Here is a 19,017-nt window from a genome sequence, read left to right as displayed (position 1 = left end):
CTCCTGTTCTTCCTGTTTATTACTTACGCGCAGCCAAAACTTCAGCTGGTTGGACGATGTTTTCAGCAGCCTTGTTAGACCAGTTATTGCGGGTATAAGTGATTACAGCAGCAATTTCTGTGTCAGACAAAGTAGCCTTCCAGGCTGGCATGCCACCCTTACCATTTAGCAAAATACCGATTTGAGCTGCTTTAGGACCAGTCACAACAGCCGAGCCGTCAAGTGCAGGGAAAGCACCTGGTACACCCTTACCGGTCGCCTGATGGCAGGCCACACAGTTTGCTGTATAGACTTTTTCGCCACGTTGTTTCAGCTCATCTACAGTCCAGACCTTGCTTGGATCATCTGCCTTGGCAGCCATTTCTTTTTTCTTGGTATCCACCCATTTTTTGTAATCATCGTCAGAAACGACATTGACAACGATAGGCATGAAGGCATGTTCTTTACCGCACAGCTCTACGCACTGACCACGGTAAGTACCGATTTTTTCAGCCTTGAACCAGGTGTCACGGACAAAACCAGGAATCGCATCCTGTTTCACGCCAAACGCGGGGATAGTCCAGGCATGGATAACGTCATTGGCGGTGGTAATAATGCGGACTTTCTTGTTGACCGGCACCACGACTTCATTGTCAACTTCAATCAGGTAATTGTCGCCGCGTTTTTCTGTAGGTTCTACGCCAGGTGCACCAACTTGCGTACGGGGAGTCGCCAGTGTCGAGAGGAAGGAAATACCTTCGCCTTCACCCTTCAGGTAATCATAGCCCCATTTCCATTGCATGCCCGTGGCTTTAATGGTGATGTCAGCGTTCGAGGTATCTTTCATTGCAACAACAGTTTTTGTTGCTGGCAAAGCCATGACGATAACGATGATGAAAGGCACAACTGTCCAGGCGATCTCAACAGCAGTACTTTCGTGGAAAGTAGCTGGCTTATGGCCGACAGACTTGCGGTGTTTCAGGATGGAATAAAACATCACCCCGAAAACTGCCACAAAAATGACCATGCAGATAACCAGCATCAGGTTATGGATGGAATAGATTTGCTCCGCAATTTGCGTAACAGGTGGCTGCAGATTCAACTGCTTGACTGCCGGACCGCCCTTCATATCCACTACCGGACCATTGACCACCGCCCACGTTGGCAGACTAGCAGCCAAGAGCGAGGCACCCAGCATGAACGACTTTAATCGCTTAGCATGTTTCATGAATTTCCCCAAAACCCGATTAGAATTCTTTTAACAGAGCGCCAGGGACACAGATTCAAAAAATTTTCATATGCGTTCCGGCAACTTCCACAACTGCAAGAGTATAAGGCGTAAAGCAGGGCGATATCAAGCAGAATACATGAATGACATCTATGATCTCGCTCAAATGTCACAAAGATTTATGAAGAAATTTTACAGTTTTTCGGCTTTTTTTGATCTGGATTAAGGTGATTTTTTAGGCAAATCAAAACGGACTATGGATTCTCCGGCGGCAGTTTTGCGGTTCACAGGCCGGAAAGCATGGCCGTAAACCACTTCCAGCGTCAGAGCTATGCGTCCATCGACATCTTTGCGCTTATCCAGCGCTGCCAGCAAGCGCGCATGGGCTTTGCGGCCCAGCAAGGCTTGCCTGCGTGTCATCAATGGATTGCCCCCGAGGGCGCGCACGTCTTCCAGCAATTTATCGGCACTGGCATAAGTCAGCGTGATTTTTTCCATATCCATGACGGGCGTGGAAAATCCGGCATTCACCAGCATATCGCCAAAATCATGCATATCAACAAAGGGGAGTATGTGTGGCAAATCGTCCACTTCGGCAAAGGCCTGGCGCAATTCCATCAAGGTATCCGGACCAAAGCATGAAAACATCAGCAGGCCATCAGTGCGCAAAACCCTGCGCCATTCGGCGAACACCAGGTCAGGCTGGGGATGCCAGTGCAATGCCAGATTCGACCAGATCAGATCCACGCTGGCATTTGCCATAGGCAGACGGGCAAAATCAGCGCATAGTAAATACTGGCTGGACTCTTGGCGCAAGGCCGCGGGCGTCCATTTGGATAACAAACGCCCGACTGCGCTCCTGGCCGCAAGATGCTTGTGCTTGCCCGCCTCCAGCATGGACAAAGAAGCATCAATGCCGTAAGCCAGTGCAGCAGGATAACTTTTTTGCAATTCAGCAATATCATCTGACTCGCCACAACCAGCATCCAGGACAGCAGCAGGCTGGATTTTAACGAGCTCCAGTTTTTCACGCATGCGCGTGGCTATTTCGCGACGCAAAAAGTCGGAAGGGCGGATTTTTGTCGCATCGGCAAACAGGCGGCGCACCAGTTGCAGATTGATAGGAGCACTCAACATAGGCAAAATAATAATGAATTACGTTATTCTTTAAGCTGGCAGTTTACACGCTTGTATACACTCATGCGCTCATGATCACAGACAAACTCAAAATGGCCTGGAAAAGAGGCCTGGCTGCCTTGATACCAAATTCCTGCGCCCTGTGCCGCCTGGATAGCAGCGAAGTGGTTTGCCACGCATGCCATGCCCGCTATTTCCAGACCGGGCAGACCAGATGCCTGCAATGTGCCCTGCCCTTGCCGCCCGCCAGTGCCAGCCCACGCTGTGGAGATTGTCTCAGCAATCCACCAGCTTTTGACCGCACACTGAGCGTCTGCGACTATGCAGCGCCTCAGGATCAGTTGGTACTGTCTTTGAAGTTTGCCCATCAACTGGCGCTGGCGCCCTGGTTCGCCCGCATGCTGAGGGATAGCATATTGCAGCAGCAAGGCCATGAATTGCCGGATCTGCTGTGTGCCGTGCCCCTGGGTAAAGACCGGCTGGCGGAGCGCGGCTTCAACCAGGCCTGGGAAATTACCCGCCCACTGGCGAAGCATCTGGGCATAGCGGCCAACATGCATCTCCTGCAACGCAGCAGGAACACTGCGATGCAAAGCAGCTTGCCAAATGCCGCCAGGGCGCGCAATGTCAAAAATGCCTTTTGTGTCGATGAAAGCCAGCAAGAAAGCCTGCGCGGCGCGCATGTGGGTATCGTCGATGATGTCATGACCACTGGCATGACCCTGCATGAAATCGCTACAATGCTGAAACGTTACGGTGCCGCCAAAGTGACAGCTTATGTTTTTGCCCGCACCCTTCCCCATATTCACTAAGGAATCAACTTGTTTCACGTCGTCCTGGTCGAGCCAGAAATACCGCCAAATACTGGCAACATCATCCGCCTCTGTGCCAACACTGGTGTGCAACTACATTTGATAGAGCCACTGGGCTTTCCCCTGGACGATAGCAAGATGAAACGCGCAGGTCTTGATTATCATGACTATGCGACCATGAAAGTACACAAGAATTGGGAAGCGTTTCTTGCCAGCGAGCAGCCCGACAGCAGCCGCATGTTTGCCATGACCACCCACGGCTCTACAGCTTTCGCCAATCTGGCCTTCCAGCCCGGTGACTATTTTGTATTTGGTGCAGAAACCCGCGGCCTAGCACCTGAATTGCGCGAGTCCTTTCCGGCCAGCCAGCGCATACGCCTGCCCATGCGGCCAGATAATCGCAGCCTGAATTTATCCAATACGGTGGCAGTCGTGGTGTATGAGGCCTGGCGTCAAAATGGTTTTGCGGGCGGCAGCTAAGTTTTGGTGAACAGTGTTTTCATTGCCACATGTTAATTACCTAAATTACCACACGGCACCCGAAATTTACTGCATTTGCTGAAAAAACCTTTAGCATGTTTGCAGTAGAGCGAATATCAGGGTCAAGACCGTGCAAAATCCGGCAACTGAGCAATTTGAAAATGATTTGCAACAACTGCGGCATTTGATTGATGCCCTGCCCGTCTGCATTTCTTATGTAGATGCCAATTACCACTATCAATTCATCAACCAGGTATATATAGACTGGTTTGGCATATCCCGCTCCGCAGTCATTAACAAGCATATGGCCGAAGTCTTAGGCGAAGAAGCTTTTCAACATGTGCGGCCCCAGGTAAGGCGTGCACTGTCAGGAGAATGCATCGCCTACGAAACCACGGTACCCTACCTGCACGGCGGTACCCGCAGTATCTCAGCCCAGCTCTTTCCAGTATTTGATCAGGACGGCAAGGTCAGGGGTTGCTATGCCATGATTATTGATATCAGCCAGCGCAAGCAAAGTGAAGAGCAATTACATCTGCATGAAGAGCGCTGGCAACTGGCACTGGAAGGTTCTGGTGATGGTGTCTGGGACTGGTACCCGCAAACTGGGATAGAGATATTGTCTGACCGCCTGCGCGAAATTTATGGCTATACAAAAGAAGACATAGCTGATTTGTCCGAAGAGCTGGACAGGCGTACCCATCCTGACGATCTGAAACAGATGGATCTGGACAGGCAAGCCCATTTTGATGGCAAGACACCCATTTATATCAATGAGCACCGGGTGCAATGCAAGGATGGCAGCTGGAAATGGATACTGACACGCGGTACGGTCATACAGCGTGATAGGGATGGCAAGCCAACCCGCGTGGTGGGCACCCACACCGATATTTCAGAGCGAAAGCAGGCTGAAGTTGCCCTGCGTGAAAGCGAAGAACGCTTGCGCATGGCACTGTCAGCTACTCATCAGGGCTTATATGACTTGAACGTGCTGACTGGCGATGCCATAGTCAGCCCAGAATATGCGCACATGCTGGGTTTTGCACATGATGGTTTTCGAGAGAATAAAAAGAACTGGGTAGCCAGGGTGCATCCCGAGGATATCCCCGCAGCAGCGCGCGCTTTCAAAGAACATCTGGAGGGCAGGAGCGATGAATATCGGGTCGAATTCCGGCAAAAGAAAGCTAGTGGTGAATGGGCATGGATACTGTCTGTCGGTGCGGTGGTGGAATGGGACAGGGATGGGCGGGCGCAGCGCATGCTGGGCACGGTGCTTGATATCACCGAAAAGAAAAAAACCGAAGCCCTGATCTGGCAACAGGCAAATATCGATACCCTGACCGGCCTGCCGAACCGGCGCATGTTTTATGAAAGGCTGGATCACGACATCAAGCTCAGCAAACGCCATAAGCTGGCGCTGGCTGTGCTGTTCATCGACCTGGACTTTTTCAAGGAGGTCAACGACACACTGGGCCACTCGACTGGCGATGCCTTGTTGATAGAAGCCGCGCACCGGCTACGCAAGTGCGTCAGGGAAAGCGATACCGTGGCCCGCCTCGGTGGTGATGAATTCACCGTTTCGCTGCCAGAGATGCATGAGGAAAACCGGGCTGAGACCATCGCGCAAAACATCATACGCAGCATGTCCACCCCCTTCCAGCTGGCGGGCGAAGAAATCTATTTGTCTGCCAGCGTGGGTATCACCATCTACCCGCGCGATGCCGACAATCTGGATGACCTCATCAAGCATGCCGACCAGGCCATGTATGCGGCCAAGGCCCAGGGCCGGAATCGCTTCAGCTATTTCACGCCCGGCCTGCAGACTGCTGCATTGGCACGTCTGCGCATGACGAATGATCTGCGCACTGCGATTGCTGAAAATAGCCTGCGCGTCTATTTCCAGCCCATCGTCGATATCCATAGCGGAAAAATACAAAAAGCTGAAGCTCTGGTACGCTGGCTACATCCCCAACGGGGATTCATCAGCCCCATAGAGTTCATACCCATTGCAGAAACCAGCGGCCTGATCATCGCTATAGGTGACCTGGTATTCCGCGAGGCACTGCGCTGGGTCAGGAGATGGCGCGAACTGTATCGCCCAGACTTCCAGATCAGTATCAATCAGTCTCCCATGGAATTCCAGGGTGACCAGGAACGTTATATCAACTGGATACATGAGCTGGCGCTACAAAACCTGCCTGGCCAGGCCATCAGCGTAGAAATTACTGAAGGCTTATTGCTGGATGCCAGCCAGAAAATCACCAGCAAACTCTTGCAATTTCGCGATGCCGGGATACAGGTGGCGCTTGATGATTTTGGCACCGGCTATTCTTCACTTTCCTACCTGAAGAAATTTGATATCGATTACCTCAAGATAGACCAGTCCTTCGTCCGTAACCTGGCAACAGATGCCAGTGATATTGTCTTGTCTGAAGCCATCATTATGATGGCGCACAAGCTGGATTTGAAGGTCATCGCCGAAGGGGTGGAGACGCAACAACAGCATAACTTGCTGAAACAGGCCGGCTGCGATTTTGCCCAAGGTTATTTATTCTCGAAACCCTTGCCACCGGAAGAATTTGAGCTTTTGCTGCAGCAACAAAAAACTTAAACACCCGAGCGCACTTTGGCCAGCAATTTGCTGGTAGAACGGTCATGCTCAAAATCAATGGCGGCCACCGTGCCACCATAGCCCAGCACAGCCTGACCTTCCGGTATGGCTGTCATATCGTAATCGCCGCCTTTGACATATACATCAGGATGCGCTGCCAGTACGGCTTGCAAAGCGGTATCTTCATCAAATTCCACCACCAGGCTGACAGACTCCAGTGCTGCCAACACCGCCATACGGTCTGCACAGGTATTGACGGGCCGGTCATCGCCCTTGCCCAGGCGTTTGACCGAGGCATCCGTATTCACCGCTACCACCAGCGAAGCACCAAATTCGCGCGCATCAGCGAGATAGCTGACATGACCACGGTGCAGGATGTCGAATACGCCGTTGGTCATGACCACGGGTTTGGGTAGCTCGAGTACACGTTCCGCCAATTGCTCGCGGGTAGTGAGTTTTTTTTCGAATTCTGGCATAAGAAACTTTGTGGGTATTTTTACGAAAACCTCTCACCACAGAGGCACGGAGACACAGAGGAAGCACAGAGAAAAGCAAAATCGTATTCTGTTGTAGGTTGGACCGGGCCTCGCTAGGCTACGTTTCATCAGCCCAACACTTTGCCTTTAATAAACGTATACGTGATTTATATGCTGAGTGTTGGGCTGATAGAGCGTAGCCCAACCTACGAATTGCAAACATTCGCGTTTATTTTCTCTCTTGAACTTCTCTGTGCCCCTCTGTGCAACCTCTGTGTCTCTGTGTTGAACGGTCTTGAATTTATAAAAAAAAGCCGCTAATGATTAGCGGCGATTGTACAGCTTCAAACCAGATTTATGCAGCACTAGGCAAGCTGCCAGGCAAAATAACCAGCCTTTGCGCAACTTCCTTGCGATAGCGGTTCAAGTCTTGCACGGTTTCGAAAGTACGCTCGAACAGCAGCGACATATTGTGCAGGATGCGATCGACGACTTTCTTTTCCCACACGCCATCAAACTTGATCTGGCCATCGAGCCAGCGTTCCAGCCAATCAGGGTCAGGCAGACGTGATTGTATGGTGTCGTTCGGGAACAATGCCTGATTCACATGTAAGTTGGTCGGGTGCAAAGGTTTTTCTGTACGCCTGGCAGACGCCATCAGGACACCGATCTTGGAAAATGCAGCACGGGCCACGTCGCCGACTTCGGCCAGGGATTTTTTCATGTAGCGCAGATAAGCACCGCCGTGGCGTGCTTCATCCTGGCTGATGATTTTGTAGATATGCTTGATGACAGGTTCGGTATGCCAGTCAGATGCACAGCGGTACCAGTGGTTCAGGCGTATCTCACCACAGAAATGCAGCATCAGGGTTTCCAGCGGTGGCGCAGGGTCAAACTCGAAACGTACATTGTCGAGTTCTTTTTCAGTCGGCACCAGTTCAGGATGGAAGCGGCGCAGGTATTCCATCAAGACCAGGGAATGTTTTTGTTCTTCAAAAAACCAGATGGACATAAAGGCGCAGAAGTCACTGTCGCCACGGTTATCACGCAAGAACATTTCTGTCGCTGGCAGCGCAGACCATTCAGTGATGGCATTCATCTTGATGGTTTGCGCCTGCTCAGGCGTCAGTTTGCTGGCGTCATATTTATCCCAGGGGATGTCTGACTCCATATTCCAACGCACTTGCTCCAAAGACTTAAACAATTCAGGGTAAAGCATGGTCAACCTCTGATAAAAATTGCGGAAATTAGAATAATTTTCCTAATTTTACCAGAGAGATGTGACGCCTTCACGACAGTGCCTTAATTGCTCAAAATTTAGGCGGGAATGCAACAGCTTGTGCAGTTTGCTTAACTTATTTCGTTTTCGCTGACTGCCTGCCTGACCTCATCCCTGTCCAGATTAGGTGCAAACTGTTGTATGAATTCATAGGTATAAGCGCGCAGGTAAGCGCCACGGCGTACCGCCAGACGTGTCACATTCGATGCAAACAAGTGGCTGGCCGAAATTGTCCTCAAGCCATGTGCACGTTGCACTTCTATGGCCATCGAAGCCACCAGACCCACGCCCAGACCCAGCGCCACATATTGCTGGATAACGTCAGAATCCATCGCAGTCAGGACGATATCGGTGCGCAAACCAGCCAGGCGGAAAGCATCGTCGATATGACCACGGCCTGTGAAACCAACGTCATAAGTAATCAGTGGATAATTCGACAGGTCTTCCAGCGTCAGTTCTTCCTTGCTCAATAAAGGATGACCTTCTGGCACGACGACAACGTGATTCCATTCATAGCAGGCGAAAGAGGCCAGGTCCTTGAACTGTGACAGACCTTCCGTCGCGATACCAATGTCAGCCTTGCCAGACAATACCCATTCAGCAATATGTTCTGGGGAACTTTGTTGCAGGGCTATGCGCACTTCAGGGAAAGCCTGACGAAAGCCTTGCACGACCTTTGGCAACACATAGCGCGCCTGGGTATGGGTGGTGGCTATCGTCAGCGTGCCTTTGGACTGGTCAGAATAGTCCTCGCCAGCCTGGCGCAGGTTTTCTGCTTCCAGCAGCAATCTTTCGATGATGGGCAATATGTCCTTGCCAGGTTCTGTCAGGCCGGTCAGGCGTTTGCCATTACGTTCGAAAATATCGACACCAAGTTCTTCTTCCAGTTCGCGGATCTGGCGACTGACGCCGGGCTGGGAAGTGAACAGCACATTTGCCACTTCAGTCAGGTTGTAACCACGGCGAGAAGCTTCACGGATGGAGCGTAATTGTTGGAAATTCATAAGGCACCTTATTTTTATTTATTATTTCGTATTTACTATTTATTGGGTATCGACAAAGACATGCAGGCGTTTAGGGCGCACTACCAGGGCTTCGCCGACTTTGAGTTTCAGTTGTTCATAGCGTTCTGTAGAAATCATGGCTTCGACCAGTTCGCCGTTGTCATCTCTTTCCAGTTCAAGCTGGGCCAGCGGGCCTATGCTGTGGACGCGGCGGAGTTGCACATTGAGGCCGGCAGCTCCGGGCGAATAGCGGTCTATTTCTAGTTCATGCGGGCGCACATAGCCAGTACCAAAAGCGTCACGGGTTTCGGCATGGCCTGGCGCTTCAAATGGTACGCCGCCAGCATCAAGTATGCCTTCATGGATGCGGCCACGGAACAGGTTCACATTACCCAGGAAGCCGTACACAAAAGGCGTGGCCGGATGATGGTATACCTCGGCCGGTGCACCTACCTGTTCAACTTTGCCATGGTTCATCAGCACGATCTTGTCAGCCACTTCCAGCGCTTCTTCCTGGTCATGCGTGACAAAAATGCTGGTGACATGCAATTCATCATGCAGACGGCGCAACCAGCGGCGCAATTCCTTGCGTACCTTGGCATCCAGTGCGCCGAAAGGCTCATCCAGCAAGAGCACGCGAGGCTCCACCGCCAATGCACGTGCCAGTGCGATACGCTGACGCTGGCCGCCAGACAATTGTGGCGGATAACGGTCAGCCAGCCAGTCGAGCTGCACCAGTTCCAGCAACTTGGTGACTTTCTCCTTGATCTCGCTTTCTGCAGGGCGCAGATGACGCGGTTTGACGCGCAAGCCAAAAGCGATGTTTTCAAAAATCGTCATATGCTTGAACAAGGCATAGTGCTGGAACACAAAGCCGACCTGGCGTTCACGCACATGCTGGGCCGAAGCATCTTGCCCGTCGAGCAAAACCTGACCACTGTCGGCATATTCCAGACCGGCGATGATGCGCAGCAGGGTAGTCTTGCCGCAACCTGATGGTCCCAACAAGGCGGTCAGTTCACCATTCGGAAAATCCAGCGAGACATTGTCCAGTGCGGTAAAACTACCAAAGCGTTTTTGTAATTGATTAACAGCGATACTCACGGTGAACCCCTTCTCTCTTTATTCTTGTGGCAATTGGCGGTTTTCATTGGTACGCCATTCGACTAATGTTTTCAGAGCCAGTGTCAACAAGGCCAGCAAGGTCAGCAGTGACGCGACAGCAAAGGCGGCGGTGAAGTTGTACTCGTTATATAAAATCTCGACTTGCAGCGGCATGGTATTGGTCTCGCCACGGATATGACCAGACACTACCGATACCGCGCCAAATTCACCCATGGCACGCGCATTACACAGAATCACGCCATACAGCAAACCCCACTTAATATTCGGCAAGGTCACGTACCAGAAAGTCTTCCAGCCAGATGCGCCGAGTACCAGTGCAGCCTCTTCTTCTTCGCTACCCTGTGCCTGCATCAGCGGTATCAATTCACGGGCGACGAATGGAAAAGTCACGAAGATGGTTGCCAGCACAATACCGGGCACCGCAAACAAAATCTTGATTTCATGATCACGCAGCCATTCACCAAACCAGCCCTGCGCACCAAACAGCAACACATAGATCAGGCCAGAAATAACCGGTGACACCGAGAACGGCAAATCGATCAGTGTCAGCAAAACATTCTTGCCACGGAATTCAAACTTGGCGATAGTCCAGGCTGCCGCTACGCCAAACACCAGGTTCAGCGGCACGGCTATGCCTGCGGCTATCAGGGTCAGCTTGATGGCAGACAAGGCATCTGCTTCTACTATCGCTGCCAGGTAAACTTCCCAACCTTTTTTCAGTGCTTCAGCAAAAACGGCTGCCAGTGGAATGAATAAAAACAGAGTCAGGAAAAGCAATGCGGTCACGGTCAAGACTATCCGTACCCATAGCGGCTCCAGCGTTGCCGCTGGGGTTATCACCGGCTCATGCCTGCGTGCAGTGATGGGCGCCTTGACCGGCGTATTGATGGCGGCTGTCGTCATGATCAATCCCTCCCTGCATTTTGGCGGCTGCGCGTCCAGGCCTGCAACGCATTAATCGTCAGCAACAGGGTGAACGACAGCAACAGCATGACCACGGCAATCGCCGTCGCCCCGGCATAATCATATTGTTCGAGTTTGGTAATCATGAATAGCGGCGTAATTTCAGAAATCATGGGCATGTTGCCAGCGATAAAAATCACTGAGCCATATTCGCCAGTAGCGCGGGCAAAGGCCAGTGCAAAACCGGTCAGCAAGGCAGGCAAGATACTGGGCAAGATCACACGCAGGAAAGTCTGCAGATGGCTGGCCCCCAGGCTGACGGCTGCTTCCTCCAGTTCTTTTTCAGCCTCTTCCAGCACGGGTTGTACAGTGCGCACCACGAAAGGCAGGCCGATGAATGTCAGCGCAATCAAAATACCGAGAGGCGTGTAGGCAACCTTGATGCCCAATGGTGTCAGCAATTTACCTATCCAGCCATTTGGCGCATACAGGGTTGCCAGGGTAATGCCCGCGACAGCGGTGGGCAGGGCAAATGGCAAATCCACCAGTGCATCGATGAGACGCTTGCCAGGAAACTTGTAGCGCACCAGCACCCAGGCAACGATGCCGCCAAAGAAGACATTGATCAGCGCACCCAGCAGGGACGCACCAAAAGTCAGGCGGTAAGATGCCATCACACGGTCAGAAGTGACGGTATTCCAAAAGGCTTCCCAGGTCATGGTGAAGGTTTTCAGGAATACGGCAGAAAGCGGTATCAGGACAATCAAGCCCAGATAAAACAGGGTAAAACCCAGAGAAAGCTGAAAGCCGGGCATCACCCGTCTTGCCTTTTTATTTGATCCTAAAAACTGCGCCATGCTTAGCCTTTATTACAGATATGACTATCGATGAGCAATCTTCCCAGTATTTTGTTATATAGAAAACGAATTTTTTCTTATGCCTACATACGTTTTTCGCATATAGATTAGACGTTAATGAGCAAAAATACCAAAAAATTATTTATAAGTCATTGAATTGACGATGAATCAGGCATTTTTTGGTTTTGCATACGCAGAAAGCGCAAAAACGCAAAAACACCTCTGCAAGCATCTGCATCGGTGATCTCTGCTGATCTCTACGTTAGTTGTTGAGATGGAAAATCTCAGGCGAGTTTGAATTCCTCTTCGTAATGGAAGCTCAGCTTGCTTTCTTCACGGCTTAACAATATCGCTTTGGGCAAATCAAACAAGAAACCCTGTAACAGATAAGGGCTGGCAGTCTGATTGGTCTCACGCAATGCCTGCAGGCGCTTCTGATTTTCTATGCGACGGAAAATAATGTGGCACTGGGCCCGGTCAGCCTGCTCCAGCAAACGCACTTGCGCCTCTGCATCATTGGCCAGACTGATATCAAGCTTGATGGATGAAGGCCGTATGCGGTCCAGCAAATCAACAGCTTGCTCCAGGCTGCCCGCATGCAAGCCTATGCGAAAGCCATTGCGCCGGTAATTCTCGGCAACGTGGGTCAAGACCCAGCGCTGACTCGGCGTGATCAAGGGCAGTTGCAAAACTATATCGGGATGTGGCAACTCCAGCACATCAAGGATACGGCGGAACGCCATGCCATGATTACCCTCCACTGCTGCCAGCAAGCGGCTATGCACACTCAGGTATAAATCCAGCTTGGCACTTTCTGGCTGCCGGTAAAAATTCAGGGTATGCAAGAGCCGGCACAGCCTGTCCAGCTCTACCGACTCATCATCATTAGCGGCGTTTTCCAGCAATTTCCAGATGTTCAGGCCCTGGTCATCACTGGCATAGCTGCGTGCATAGGCCTCATAAGCAATAATACGGCCATCATCTCCAGCGCGTATGGCCTGGAAGGCGCTGGTCAGGGTGGAATTAAAATAACGTCCGCGCGCACGCCCTTGCTCATCCAGCCACAAGTTGGTGGTGGCCAGCGTACTTTGCAGACGACTCAGGTAGTTTTGCAATGCGGGAGAATGCATGCCTGCCTCAGCTTAAAATTCTATCTATAACTTGGCAATAGAAACTTCTGTCGCTTTTACCAACGCCACAACTTCTGAACCGATGACCAGGTTCAAGTCTTTGATGGAGCGCGTAGTAATGACAGAAGTGACGATGCCTGCGGGTGTCTCGACATCGACTTCAGACACAACAGATCCTTCGATGATGGCCTTGATTTTGCCGCGAAATTGATTACGGACGTTGATAGCTTGTATGCTCATGATAATTCCTTATATTAGTGAAACAATCAGATTGCCCATGCAACCTGACTGACAGTCCTCAACAGCGACACATCACCCAGTTCGGTGTCTGGCGCGGCTGAAGGTTTTTGTAAAACGCGCTGCAAGATACGGTCTTCCAGCTCGGCAAATTTTGGATTGCCACGCGCCCGTGGGCGGGGTAAGTCGATTCTGGTATCCAGTGTGATCTGGCCATCTTCTATCAGGATCACGCGGTCGGCCAGGGCGATAGCCTCTTGTACATCGTGAGTCACCAGTACAGCAGTAAAGCCACGCTGCTGCCACAGGCTTTCAATCAGGTTTTGCATCTCTATGCGTGTCAGTGCATCGAGTGCCCCCAATGGTTCATCAAGCAGCAACAAGGCTGGTTCATGCACCAGCGCTCTTGCCAACGCAACACGCTGACGCTGGCCACCGGACAATACCGATGGCCACTCGTCAGCGCGCTCTGCCAGCGCGACTTTTTCCAGAGCCTGACGAGCCCTGGTCTTGTCACTGCCCAGACCCAGTGCGACGTTGGCGATAACAGACTTCCACGGCAACAGGCGCGAATCCTGGAACATCACCCTGGTATCTGGTTTTGCTTTTCCCTCACCAAATTCCAGGCTGCCGCTATCGGCTTTTTCCAGGCCGGCAATCAGGCGCAGCAAGGTACTCTTGCCGCAGCCGCTACGGCCTATGACGGCGACAAATTCACCCGCAGCTATCTGCAGATTCAATGACTTCAATACCTGCCGTCCCTGATACGATTTTTGTATGAGGCGCAAACTGAGTGCGGTACCGCTGCTACCTGTCGTACTCCCTGCGTTCTGGGCAGTTTCAGTCCCAGGTGCCCATTCACCTTTGGCAGTCTGCTCCCAGCCACCATCAAGTTCGTCGCGCAAGGCAATGATGTCTGGAACGGCACTGATGGAAAACTCTGAAAATTGACGCATCATGCTGCCCTCCCTTGATAGCCCGGATGCCAGCGCAGGCAATACTGTTCAAGCCCACGCGACAGTACATCGGCCAGCTTGCCCAGCAAGGCGTATAACAATATGCCGACCAGCACCACATCGGTTTGTAGAAATTCACGGGCATTCATGGTCATATAACCTATGCCCGCCTGGGCAGAAATGGTTTCTGCGACGATCAGCAAAACCCACACCAGGCCCAGCGAAAACCGCACGCCAACCAGTATTGAAGGCAGAGCACCCGGCAAAATCACATCGCGGTATAAAGCCCAGCCAGACAAGCCATAGCTTTGCGCCATTTCTATCAAACCTTTATCGACAGTACGTATGCCGTGAAAAGTATTCAGATAAACCGGGAAGAACACGCCCACCGACACCAGGAACAGCTTGGCCATTTCATCGATACCAAACCATAAGATCACCAGCGGTATCAAGGCCAGCGCAGGAATATTTCTGACCATTTGCAAGCTCGTATCAAGCAGTGTTTCTGCAAAACGGAAACTGCCTGTCAGCAAACCCAGCAACAGCCCCAGCCCGCCACCCACTGCAAAGCCAGATATCGCCCGCCATAAACTGGTCTTGGCATGTACCCAGATTTCGCCGGAAACAGCGAGAGTCCAGAATGCTTTTACCACTGCCAGGGGTTCAGGCAAGATACGGCTGGACAACCAGCCAGTCTGCGCTGCCAGTTGCCAGAACAGGATCAATGTTACTGGTACCAGCCAGGGTAAACCCCGCTTCAGCAGACGCACGCTGACCTGGCGAAAGACATCTGGTTTTTTTGCGGCAAACTGTGCTGCATGGGCAGAACCACCTTGCACATAGGTGGCAGCGAATTCGCTCACTTCAGTGATCATTGGTCCCATATTGCCTCCCTAGCTTTGCGATACCTTGGGGACGATGCCATTGGCCATGACTTCACCAAACGGGCCAGTCAGGCTGGTGGAAACACCGGGCACTGCCTTGCCTATCAGCGGGAATACCAGTTCTGAAAAACGGTAAGATTCTTCCAGATGCGGGTAGCCCGAGAAAATAAAGGTGTCGATGCCAAGCGCCTGATATTCCTTGATGCGTGCGGCCACAGTTTCAGGGTCGCCCACCAAAGCAGTACCAGCACCACCGCGCACCAGGCCTACACCGGCCCACAAGTTGGGTGACACTTCCAGCTTGTCACGCTTGCCGCCATGCAGGGCGATCATGCGTTGCTGGCCGACTGAATCCATTTTGGCAAAAGCTTTTTGTGCACGGGCGATGACTTCATCATCAACATAGCGGATCAGGTCATCTGCAGCTTTCCAGGCTTCATCGTTGGTCTCACGCACGATCACATGCAGACGTATGCCAAAGCGCAATGTTCTGCCATGTTTGGCTGCGCGCTCACGCATGTCGGCAATCTTGGCGGCCACTGCTGCCGGTGGCTCACCCCAGGTCAGGTAAACATCGACCTGCTCTGCGGCCAGCTCATGTGCCGGTTCAGAAGAGCCACCGAAATACAGCGGCGGATAAGGTTTTTGTATCGCCGGGTATAAGGTTTTTGCACCCTTGACGGTAATGTGCTCGCCTTCGAAATCATAACCGGCGTCACCACCTTCGCCAGCCAGTGACGCACGCCAGACGCGCAAGAACTCGTCGGTGATTTCGTAACGCTTTTCATGACCGGCAAATACACCATCAGCTTCCAGCTCACCCTGATCACCACCGGTGACGATATTGATCAGTAAACGCCCCTTGGATAAACGGTCAAAGGTCGCGGCCATGCGCACTGCCAGGCCGGGACTGCTCAAGCCGGGGCGTATAGCCACCAGGAATTTGAGTTTGCTAGTCGCACCTATGAGGCTGGAGGCCACCACCCAGGCATCTTCGCAAGAGCGGCCAGTAGGCAAGAGTACACCGTCAAAACCCTGGGTATCAGCAGCCACCGCAATCTGCTTCAGGTAGTCATAATTGACTTCACGCGCGCCATGTGTTGTCCCCAGATAACGACTATCACCATGGGTGGGAATAAACCAGAATATATTCAAACTCATTATTTTCTCCTGTATTTTTCTCGTATCAAAGTCTGCCGTATCAAAGTTTGGTGCCTGGTGGCAGCCATACTGCATCACGCACATTGACTGCTTTGGGTATCAATTTTTGTTGATAAAAATTGTCAGCCACTCTTTGCTGTTCATCGACGATGTTCTGGGTCAGATAGACGACGGGGGAACGTGGCCGACGTTCCAGAAAGCTGGCGATGGTCGGTTTATCCAGACCCGTGCTGGCAGCGATGATGGCGACAGCTTCATCACGATTTTTTTGCACGAAGGTGTCACTGCGCGTCAGTTCTTCAAACAGCACTTGTATGACTTTGGGATATTTGTCAGCGAAGCTGCGTGCTGACAAATAGTGAGACAGATTGTTCACCAGACCCTTGCCGGTCACCAGTATTCTTGGCGCTGCACTTTGCTCAATCGCCGCCCAGTACGGGTCCCAGATCGCCCAGACATCAACACTGCCACGTTCGAAAGCTGCTCTGGCATCAGCCGGTGCCAGATACACAGGCGTGATGTCTGACCATTGCAAACCAGCTTGCTGCACAGCGCGCAAGACGTGGTAATGTGCACTTGAGCCTTTTTGAAAGGCGATTTTCTTGCCCTTTAGATCTGCCAGCGTGCGTATGCTTGAATCAGGTTTCACCAGAATCGCGCTGACACCAGGCTTGGCCGGTTCAGCACCGACATACACCAGATTGCTGCCCGCTGACTGGGCAAAGATAGGTGGCGGTTCGCCCGTGGTGGCAAAGTCTATGCTGCCAACTGACAAGGCTTCCAGCATTTGCGGACCAGCAGTAAATTCAAACCAGGTGACTTTGACACCTTTCAATTGCTGTTCCAGCGCCTGCCTGTGTTTTAGCAAAGTTAGGTTGACTGAGCTTTTTTGAAAGCCAATGCGTAATTCTTTGGGCAAGTCATTAGCCGCAGCAAAGCTGGCCGCGGGCAGTATGCTGCTCAGAGCAAATGCCAATAACAAGCGTCGTATGGAAGACAATCTCATCATTAGCCTCAAGTCTTGACCGCGAATACCGCATCGCGGATATTGATACGCTTGGGTATCAGCTTCAGGTCTGCAAAGGTATCTGCTATGCTTTGCTGTTCCTTGATGACTTGCTCAGTCAATGGCTTGACACCAAAACCAAAACGGGAAGTGGATAATTCCACGATGCTGGTTTCCAACCCGGTTTGCGTTGCCAATATGCTGGCAACTTCCTTGTGGTTTTTTGCTGCCCAGTCATCAACCTTGGCCAGCTCTTCGAGGACGATGCGCAAGACTTCAGGGCTTTTTTGTGCATAGGGCCGCGCAGCCAGATAAAACTGGTGATTGCTGACCGCACCTTTGCCATCGACCAGTATTCTTGCCCCCAGTTGTTTTTCAGCCGCCGCCAGGAAAGGGTCCCAGATCGCCCAGGCATCAACACTGCCGCGCTCAAATGCTGCGCGTGCATCGGCGGGCGGCAGGAAGATAACTTCGACATCCTTGTAATTCAGGCCTGCTTTTTCGAGCACCTTGACCAGCAGGTAATGCACATTGGAACCCTTGTTCAAGACTATCTTTTTGCCTTTGAGGTCTGCTGCTGATTTCAAAGGAGAATTCTTGGGCACAATGACAGCTTCACCACCTGGTGCTGGCGGCTCATTGCCGACATACAGCAAATCTGCACCGGCTGCCTGGGCAAAAATCGGTGGTGCTTCACCTGTAGTACCAAAATCAATACTGCCTACATTCAAACCTTCCAGCAATTGCGGGCCAGCGGGAAACTCTGTCCATTTGACATCGACACCCTGGGCAGCCAGCCGTTTATCCAGCGCCCCTGTCCCCTTGAGCACCGTCAGTGTTCCATACTTCTGATACCCTATGCGCAGACTGGTCTTTGCCTTGTCCTGGGCAAAAGCTTTGGGCAACACCACGCTCAAAGCGGCCGCGGTCAAGGCTGACAGACGGCTCAGGGTAAGACGTTTTTCCTTGCTGGTAATTTGAATTTTGCGGCTCATGTTCTGCTTTCATATTTTGGACAAGACTTCCCCCTGCCGGGGTGCCAGCATGAAAGAAAGGTTTTTAGTAAATGATCTTAGAGCGGGTACTTGCTCAGTGCTGGTTAGAGCGGGTACTTGCTCAGTGCTGGTTAGAGCGGGTACTTGCTCAGTACTGTAGCAATGCGGCTATGTTTTGCCAGGGTCAACAAGGTAAAACCAGTTCTGCTTCTGTTCTTGCTGATGGTCGCAAAATACTCAGGCTATCAAGCAGGAGTTGCACACCATCATCTACTCTTTGCTGTATCGCCGTATCCAGTTGCAGGCCATGCAGCTCTGACCAGGTCACTTGTGCATCTGTCGCATAAATACTGGGCAGGACATGCCGGGCGGACAGGGACGCAAGTACCGGGCGCAAGCCATAATCAAGTGCCAGCATATGTGACTGACTGCCTCCGGTCGCAAGAGGTAATACCAGCTTACCGGCGAGACCATCCTGCGGCAGGATATCCAGAAAACTTTTCAGCAAACCACTGTAGGCCGCTTTGTAGATGGGCGTAGCGATGACGATCGCATCCGCCTTTGCCAGCAGGCTCTTGGCTGCCGACAGTTCAGGATCAGAAAAGTCGGCATGCATCAAAGCCTGAGCAGGCAAGTCCCTGACATGCAGACTGCTGGTACGCTGCCCCAGTTCATTGAGCTTGATACCCACGTGATTCAGCAGTCTGGCTGAACGTGAGGGGGAAGACGGGCTTCCCGATAGCAGTAAGATGCGCAT

Annotated in this window: 19 protein-coding genes; 3 read left to right on the top strand and 16 right to left on the bottom strand. The window is 51.9% G+C overall.

Features of this window, described 5'->3' with window-relative positions; genetic code table 11:
* Window positions 1-19: 19 nt before the first annotated feature.
* Both coxB and ACO0LN_RS19720 read right to left on the bottom strand, forming a co-directional pair.
* Window positions 20-1,207 (bottom strand): cytochrome c oxidase subunit II, encoded by a 1,188-nt coding sequence (gene coxB / locus ACO0LN_RS19725; RefSeq protein ID WP_422976681.1) that lies wholly within the window; start codon window positions 1,205-1,207, stop codon window positions 20-22.
* Between the two features lie 222 nt (window positions 1,208-1,429).
* The gene (locus ACO0LN_RS19720) at window positions 1,430-2,344 is read right to left on the bottom strand and encodes a methyltransferase domain-containing protein (RefSeq protein WP_422976679.1); all 915 of its coding nucleotides are present in this window, start codon (window positions 2,342-2,344) and stop codon (window positions 1,430-1,432) included.
* Between the two features lie 71 nt (window positions 2,345-2,415).
* Here ACO0LN_RS19720 and ACO0LN_RS19715 point away from each other — a divergent pair, with 71 nt between their 5' ends.
* The 3 genes from ACO0LN_RS19715 to ACO0LN_RS19705 all read left to right on the top strand — a co-directional run bounded on the left by ACO0LN_RS19715 (window position 2,416) and on the right by ACO0LN_RS19705 (window position 6,247).
* A complete protein-coding gene (locus ACO0LN_RS19715; RefSeq protein WP_422976677.1) occupies window positions 2,416-3,156 on the top strand; it encodes a phosphoribosyltransferase family protein in 741 nt (246 codons plus the stop codon).
* Between the two features lie 9 nt (window positions 3,157-3,165).
* Window positions 3,166-3,636 (top strand): tRNA (uridine(34)/cytosine(34)/5-carboxymethylaminomethyluridine(34)-2'-O)-methyltransferase TrmL, encoded by a 471-nt coding sequence (trmL, locus tag ACO0LN_RS19710; protein ID WP_422976675.1) that lies wholly within the window; start codon window positions 3,166-3,168, stop codon window positions 3,634-3,636.
* A 130-nt stretch (window positions 3,637-3,766) separates the two neighbouring features.
* Complete coding sequence (locus ACO0LN_RS19705) at window positions 3,767-6,247, top strand: sensor domain-containing protein (RefSeq protein WP_422976673.1); 2,481 nt, start codon at window positions 3,767-3,769, stop codon at window positions 6,245-6,247.
* Here ACO0LN_RS19705 and ACO0LN_RS19700 read toward each other — a convergent pair.
* The 14 genes from ACO0LN_RS19700 to ssuE all read right to left on the bottom strand — a co-directional run bounded on the left by ACO0LN_RS19700 (window position 6,244) and on the right by ssuE (window position 19,017).
* The gene (locus tag ACO0LN_RS19700) at window positions 6,244-6,723 is read right to left on the bottom strand and encodes an adenylyltransferase/cytidyltransferase family protein (protein WP_422976671.1); all 480 of its coding nucleotides are present in this window, start codon (window positions 6,721-6,723) and stop codon (window positions 6,244-6,246) included. The genes ACO0LN_RS19705 and ACO0LN_RS19700 overlap by 4 nt on opposite strands.
* A 355-nt stretch (window positions 6,724-7,078) precedes the next feature.
* Window positions 7,079-7,942 (bottom strand): ferritin-like domain-containing protein, encoded by an 864-nt coding sequence (locus ACO0LN_RS19695; protein WP_162043560.1) that lies wholly within the window; start codon window positions 7,940-7,942, stop codon window positions 7,079-7,081.
* 131 nt (window positions 7,943-8,073) lie between these two features.
* Window positions 8,074-9,006 carry a CysB family HTH-type transcriptional regulator gene (locus ACO0LN_RS19690; protein WP_422976669.1) on the bottom strand — a complete coding sequence of 311 codons (933 nt, stop codon included), beginning with the start codon at window positions 9,004-9,006 and terminating at the stop codon, window positions 8,074-8,076.
* A 39-nt stretch (window positions 9,007-9,045) separates the two neighbouring features.
* Window positions 9,046-10,110 carry a sulfate/molybdate ABC transporter ATP-binding protein gene (locus ACO0LN_RS19685; RefSeq protein WP_422976667.1) on the bottom strand — a complete coding sequence of 355 codons (1,065 nt, stop codon included), beginning with the start codon at window positions 10,108-10,110 and terminating at the stop codon, window positions 9,046-9,048.
* A gap of 18 nt (window positions 10,111-10,128) precedes the next feature.
* Entirely contained in the window at window positions 10,129-11,034 is a 906-nt protein-coding gene (gene cysW / locus ACO0LN_RS19680) for a sulfate ABC transporter permease subunit CysW (RefSeq protein ID WP_422976665.1), read from the bottom strand.
* A 2-nt stretch (window positions 11,035-11,036) separates the two neighbouring features.
* Window positions 11,037-11,891, bottom strand: a complete 855-nt coding sequence (gene cysT / locus ACO0LN_RS19675; RefSeq protein ID WP_422976663.1) for a sulfate ABC transporter permease subunit CysT — start codon at window positions 11,889-11,891, stop codon at window positions 11,037-11,039.
* A 284-nt stretch (window positions 11,892-12,175) separates the two neighbouring features.
* A complete protein-coding gene (locus ACO0LN_RS19670) occupies window positions 12,176-13,021 on the bottom strand; it encodes an EAL domain-containing protein (RefSeq protein ID WP_422976661.1) in 846 nt (281 codons plus the stop codon).
* A gap of 24 nt (window positions 13,022-13,045) precedes the next feature.
* Entirely contained in the window at window positions 13,046-13,261 is a 216-nt protein-coding gene (locus tag ACO0LN_RS19665; RefSeq protein ID WP_110256421.1) for a TOBE domain-containing protein, read from the bottom strand.
* Window positions 13,262-13,287: 26 nt separating this feature from the next.
* Window positions 13,288-14,214 carry an ATP-binding cassette domain-containing protein gene (locus ACO0LN_RS19660; protein ID WP_422976748.1) on the bottom strand — a complete coding sequence of 309 codons (927 nt, stop codon included), beginning with the start codon at window positions 14,212-14,214 and terminating at the stop codon, window positions 13,288-13,290.
* Window positions 14,214-15,098: an aliphatic sulfonate ABC transporter permease SsuC gene (gene ssuC, locus ACO0LN_RS19655; RefSeq protein WP_422976659.1), complete on the bottom strand. Its 885-nt coding sequence runs from the start codon at window positions 15,096-15,098 to the stop codon at window positions 14,214-14,216. The genes ACO0LN_RS19660 and ssuC overlap by 1 nt, the downstream gene beginning before the upstream one ends.
* Before the next feature lie 9 nt (window positions 15,099-15,107).
* Window positions 15,108-16,253 carry an FMNH2-dependent alkanesulfonate monooxygenase gene (gene ssuD, locus ACO0LN_RS19650; protein ID WP_422976746.1) on the bottom strand — a complete coding sequence of 382 codons (1,146 nt, stop codon included), beginning with the start codon at window positions 16,251-16,253 and terminating at the stop codon, window positions 15,108-15,110.
* 46 nt (window positions 16,254-16,299) lie between these two features.
* On the bottom strand, window positions 16,300-17,265 hold the full coding sequence (locus tag ACO0LN_RS19645) for a sulfonate ABC transporter substrate-binding protein (protein ID WP_422976657.1): 966 nt from the start codon (window positions 17,263-17,265) through the stop codon (window positions 16,300-16,302).
* 8 nt (window positions 17,266-17,273) lie between these two features.
* Complete coding sequence (locus tag ACO0LN_RS19640) at window positions 17,274-18,260, bottom strand: sulfonate ABC transporter substrate-binding protein (RefSeq protein WP_422976655.1); 987 nt, start codon at window positions 18,258-18,260, stop codon at window positions 17,274-17,276.
* 184 nt (window positions 18,261-18,444) lie between these two features.
* Window positions 18,445-19,017, bottom strand: coding sequence for an NADPH-dependent FMN reductase (gene ssuE / locus ACO0LN_RS19635; protein ID WP_422976653.1), 573 nt, complete (start codon window positions 19,015-19,017; stop codon window positions 18,445-18,447).

This window comes from Undibacterium sp. TC9W (genome assembly GCF_049339865.1).
Taxonomy (GTDB): Bacteria; Pseudomonadota; Gammaproteobacteria; order Burkholderiales; family Burkholderiaceae_D; genus Undibacterium.
Note: the sequence above shows the minus strand (reverse complement) of the source record. Positions and strands in the feature narration are given on the sequence as shown.

Coding starts and splice junctions, on each gene's coding strand:
- coxB (WP_422976681.1), bottom strand. CDS start 1,207: ATGAAACATGCTAAGCGATTAAAGTCGTTCATGCTGGGTGCCTCGCTC.
- ACO0LN_RS19720 (WP_422976679.1), bottom strand. CDS start 2,344: ATGTTGAGTGCTCCTATCAATCTGCAACTGGTGCGCCGCCTGTTTGCC.
- ACO0LN_RS19715 (WP_422976677.1), top strand. CDS start 2,416: ATGATCACAGACAAACTCAAAATGGCCTGGAAAAGAGGCCTGGCTGCC.
- ACO0LN_RS19700 (WP_422976671.1), bottom strand. CDS start 6,723: ATGCCAGAATTCGAAAAAAAACTCACTACCCGCGAGCAATTGGCGGAA.
- ACO0LN_RS19695 (WP_162043560.1), bottom strand. CDS start 7,942: ATGCTTTACCCTGAATTGTTTAAGTCTTTGGAGCAAGTGCGTTGGAAT.
- ACO0LN_RS19690 (WP_422976669.1), bottom strand. CDS start 9,006: ATGAATTTCCAACAATTACGCTCCATCCGTGAAGCTTCTCGCCGTGGT.
- cysW (WP_422976665.1), bottom strand. CDS start 11,034: ATGACGACAGCCGCCATCAATACGCCGGTCAAGGCGCCCATCACTGCA.
- cysT (WP_422976663.1), bottom strand. CDS start 11,891: ATGGCGCAGTTTTTAGGATCAAATAAAAAGGCAAGACGGGTGATGCCC.
- ACO0LN_RS19670 (WP_422976661.1), bottom strand. CDS start 13,021: ATGCATTCTCCCGCATTGCAAAACTACCTGAGTCGTCTGCAAAGTACG.
- ACO0LN_RS19665 (WP_110256421.1), bottom strand. CDS start 13,261: ATGAGCATACAAGCTATCAACGTCCGTAATCAATTTCGCGGCAAAATC.
- ACO0LN_RS19660 (WP_422976748.1), bottom strand. CDS start 14,214: ATGCGTCAATTTTCAGAGTTTTCCATCAGTGCCGTTCCAGACATCATT.
- ssuC (WP_422976659.1), bottom strand. CDS start 15,098: ATGGGACCAATGATCACTGAAGTGAGCGAATTCGCTGCCACCTATGTG.
- ACO0LN_RS19645 (WP_422976657.1), bottom strand. CDS start 17,265: ATGAGATTGTCTTCCATACGACGCTTGTTATTGGCATTTGCTCTGAGC.
- ACO0LN_RS19640 (WP_422976655.1), bottom strand. CDS start 18,260: ATGAGCCGCAAAATTCAAATTACCAGCAAGGAAAAACGTCTTACCCTG.
- ssuE (WP_422976653.1), bottom strand. CDS start 19,017: ATGCGCATCTTACTGCTATCGGGAAGCCCGTCTTCCCCCTCACGTTCA.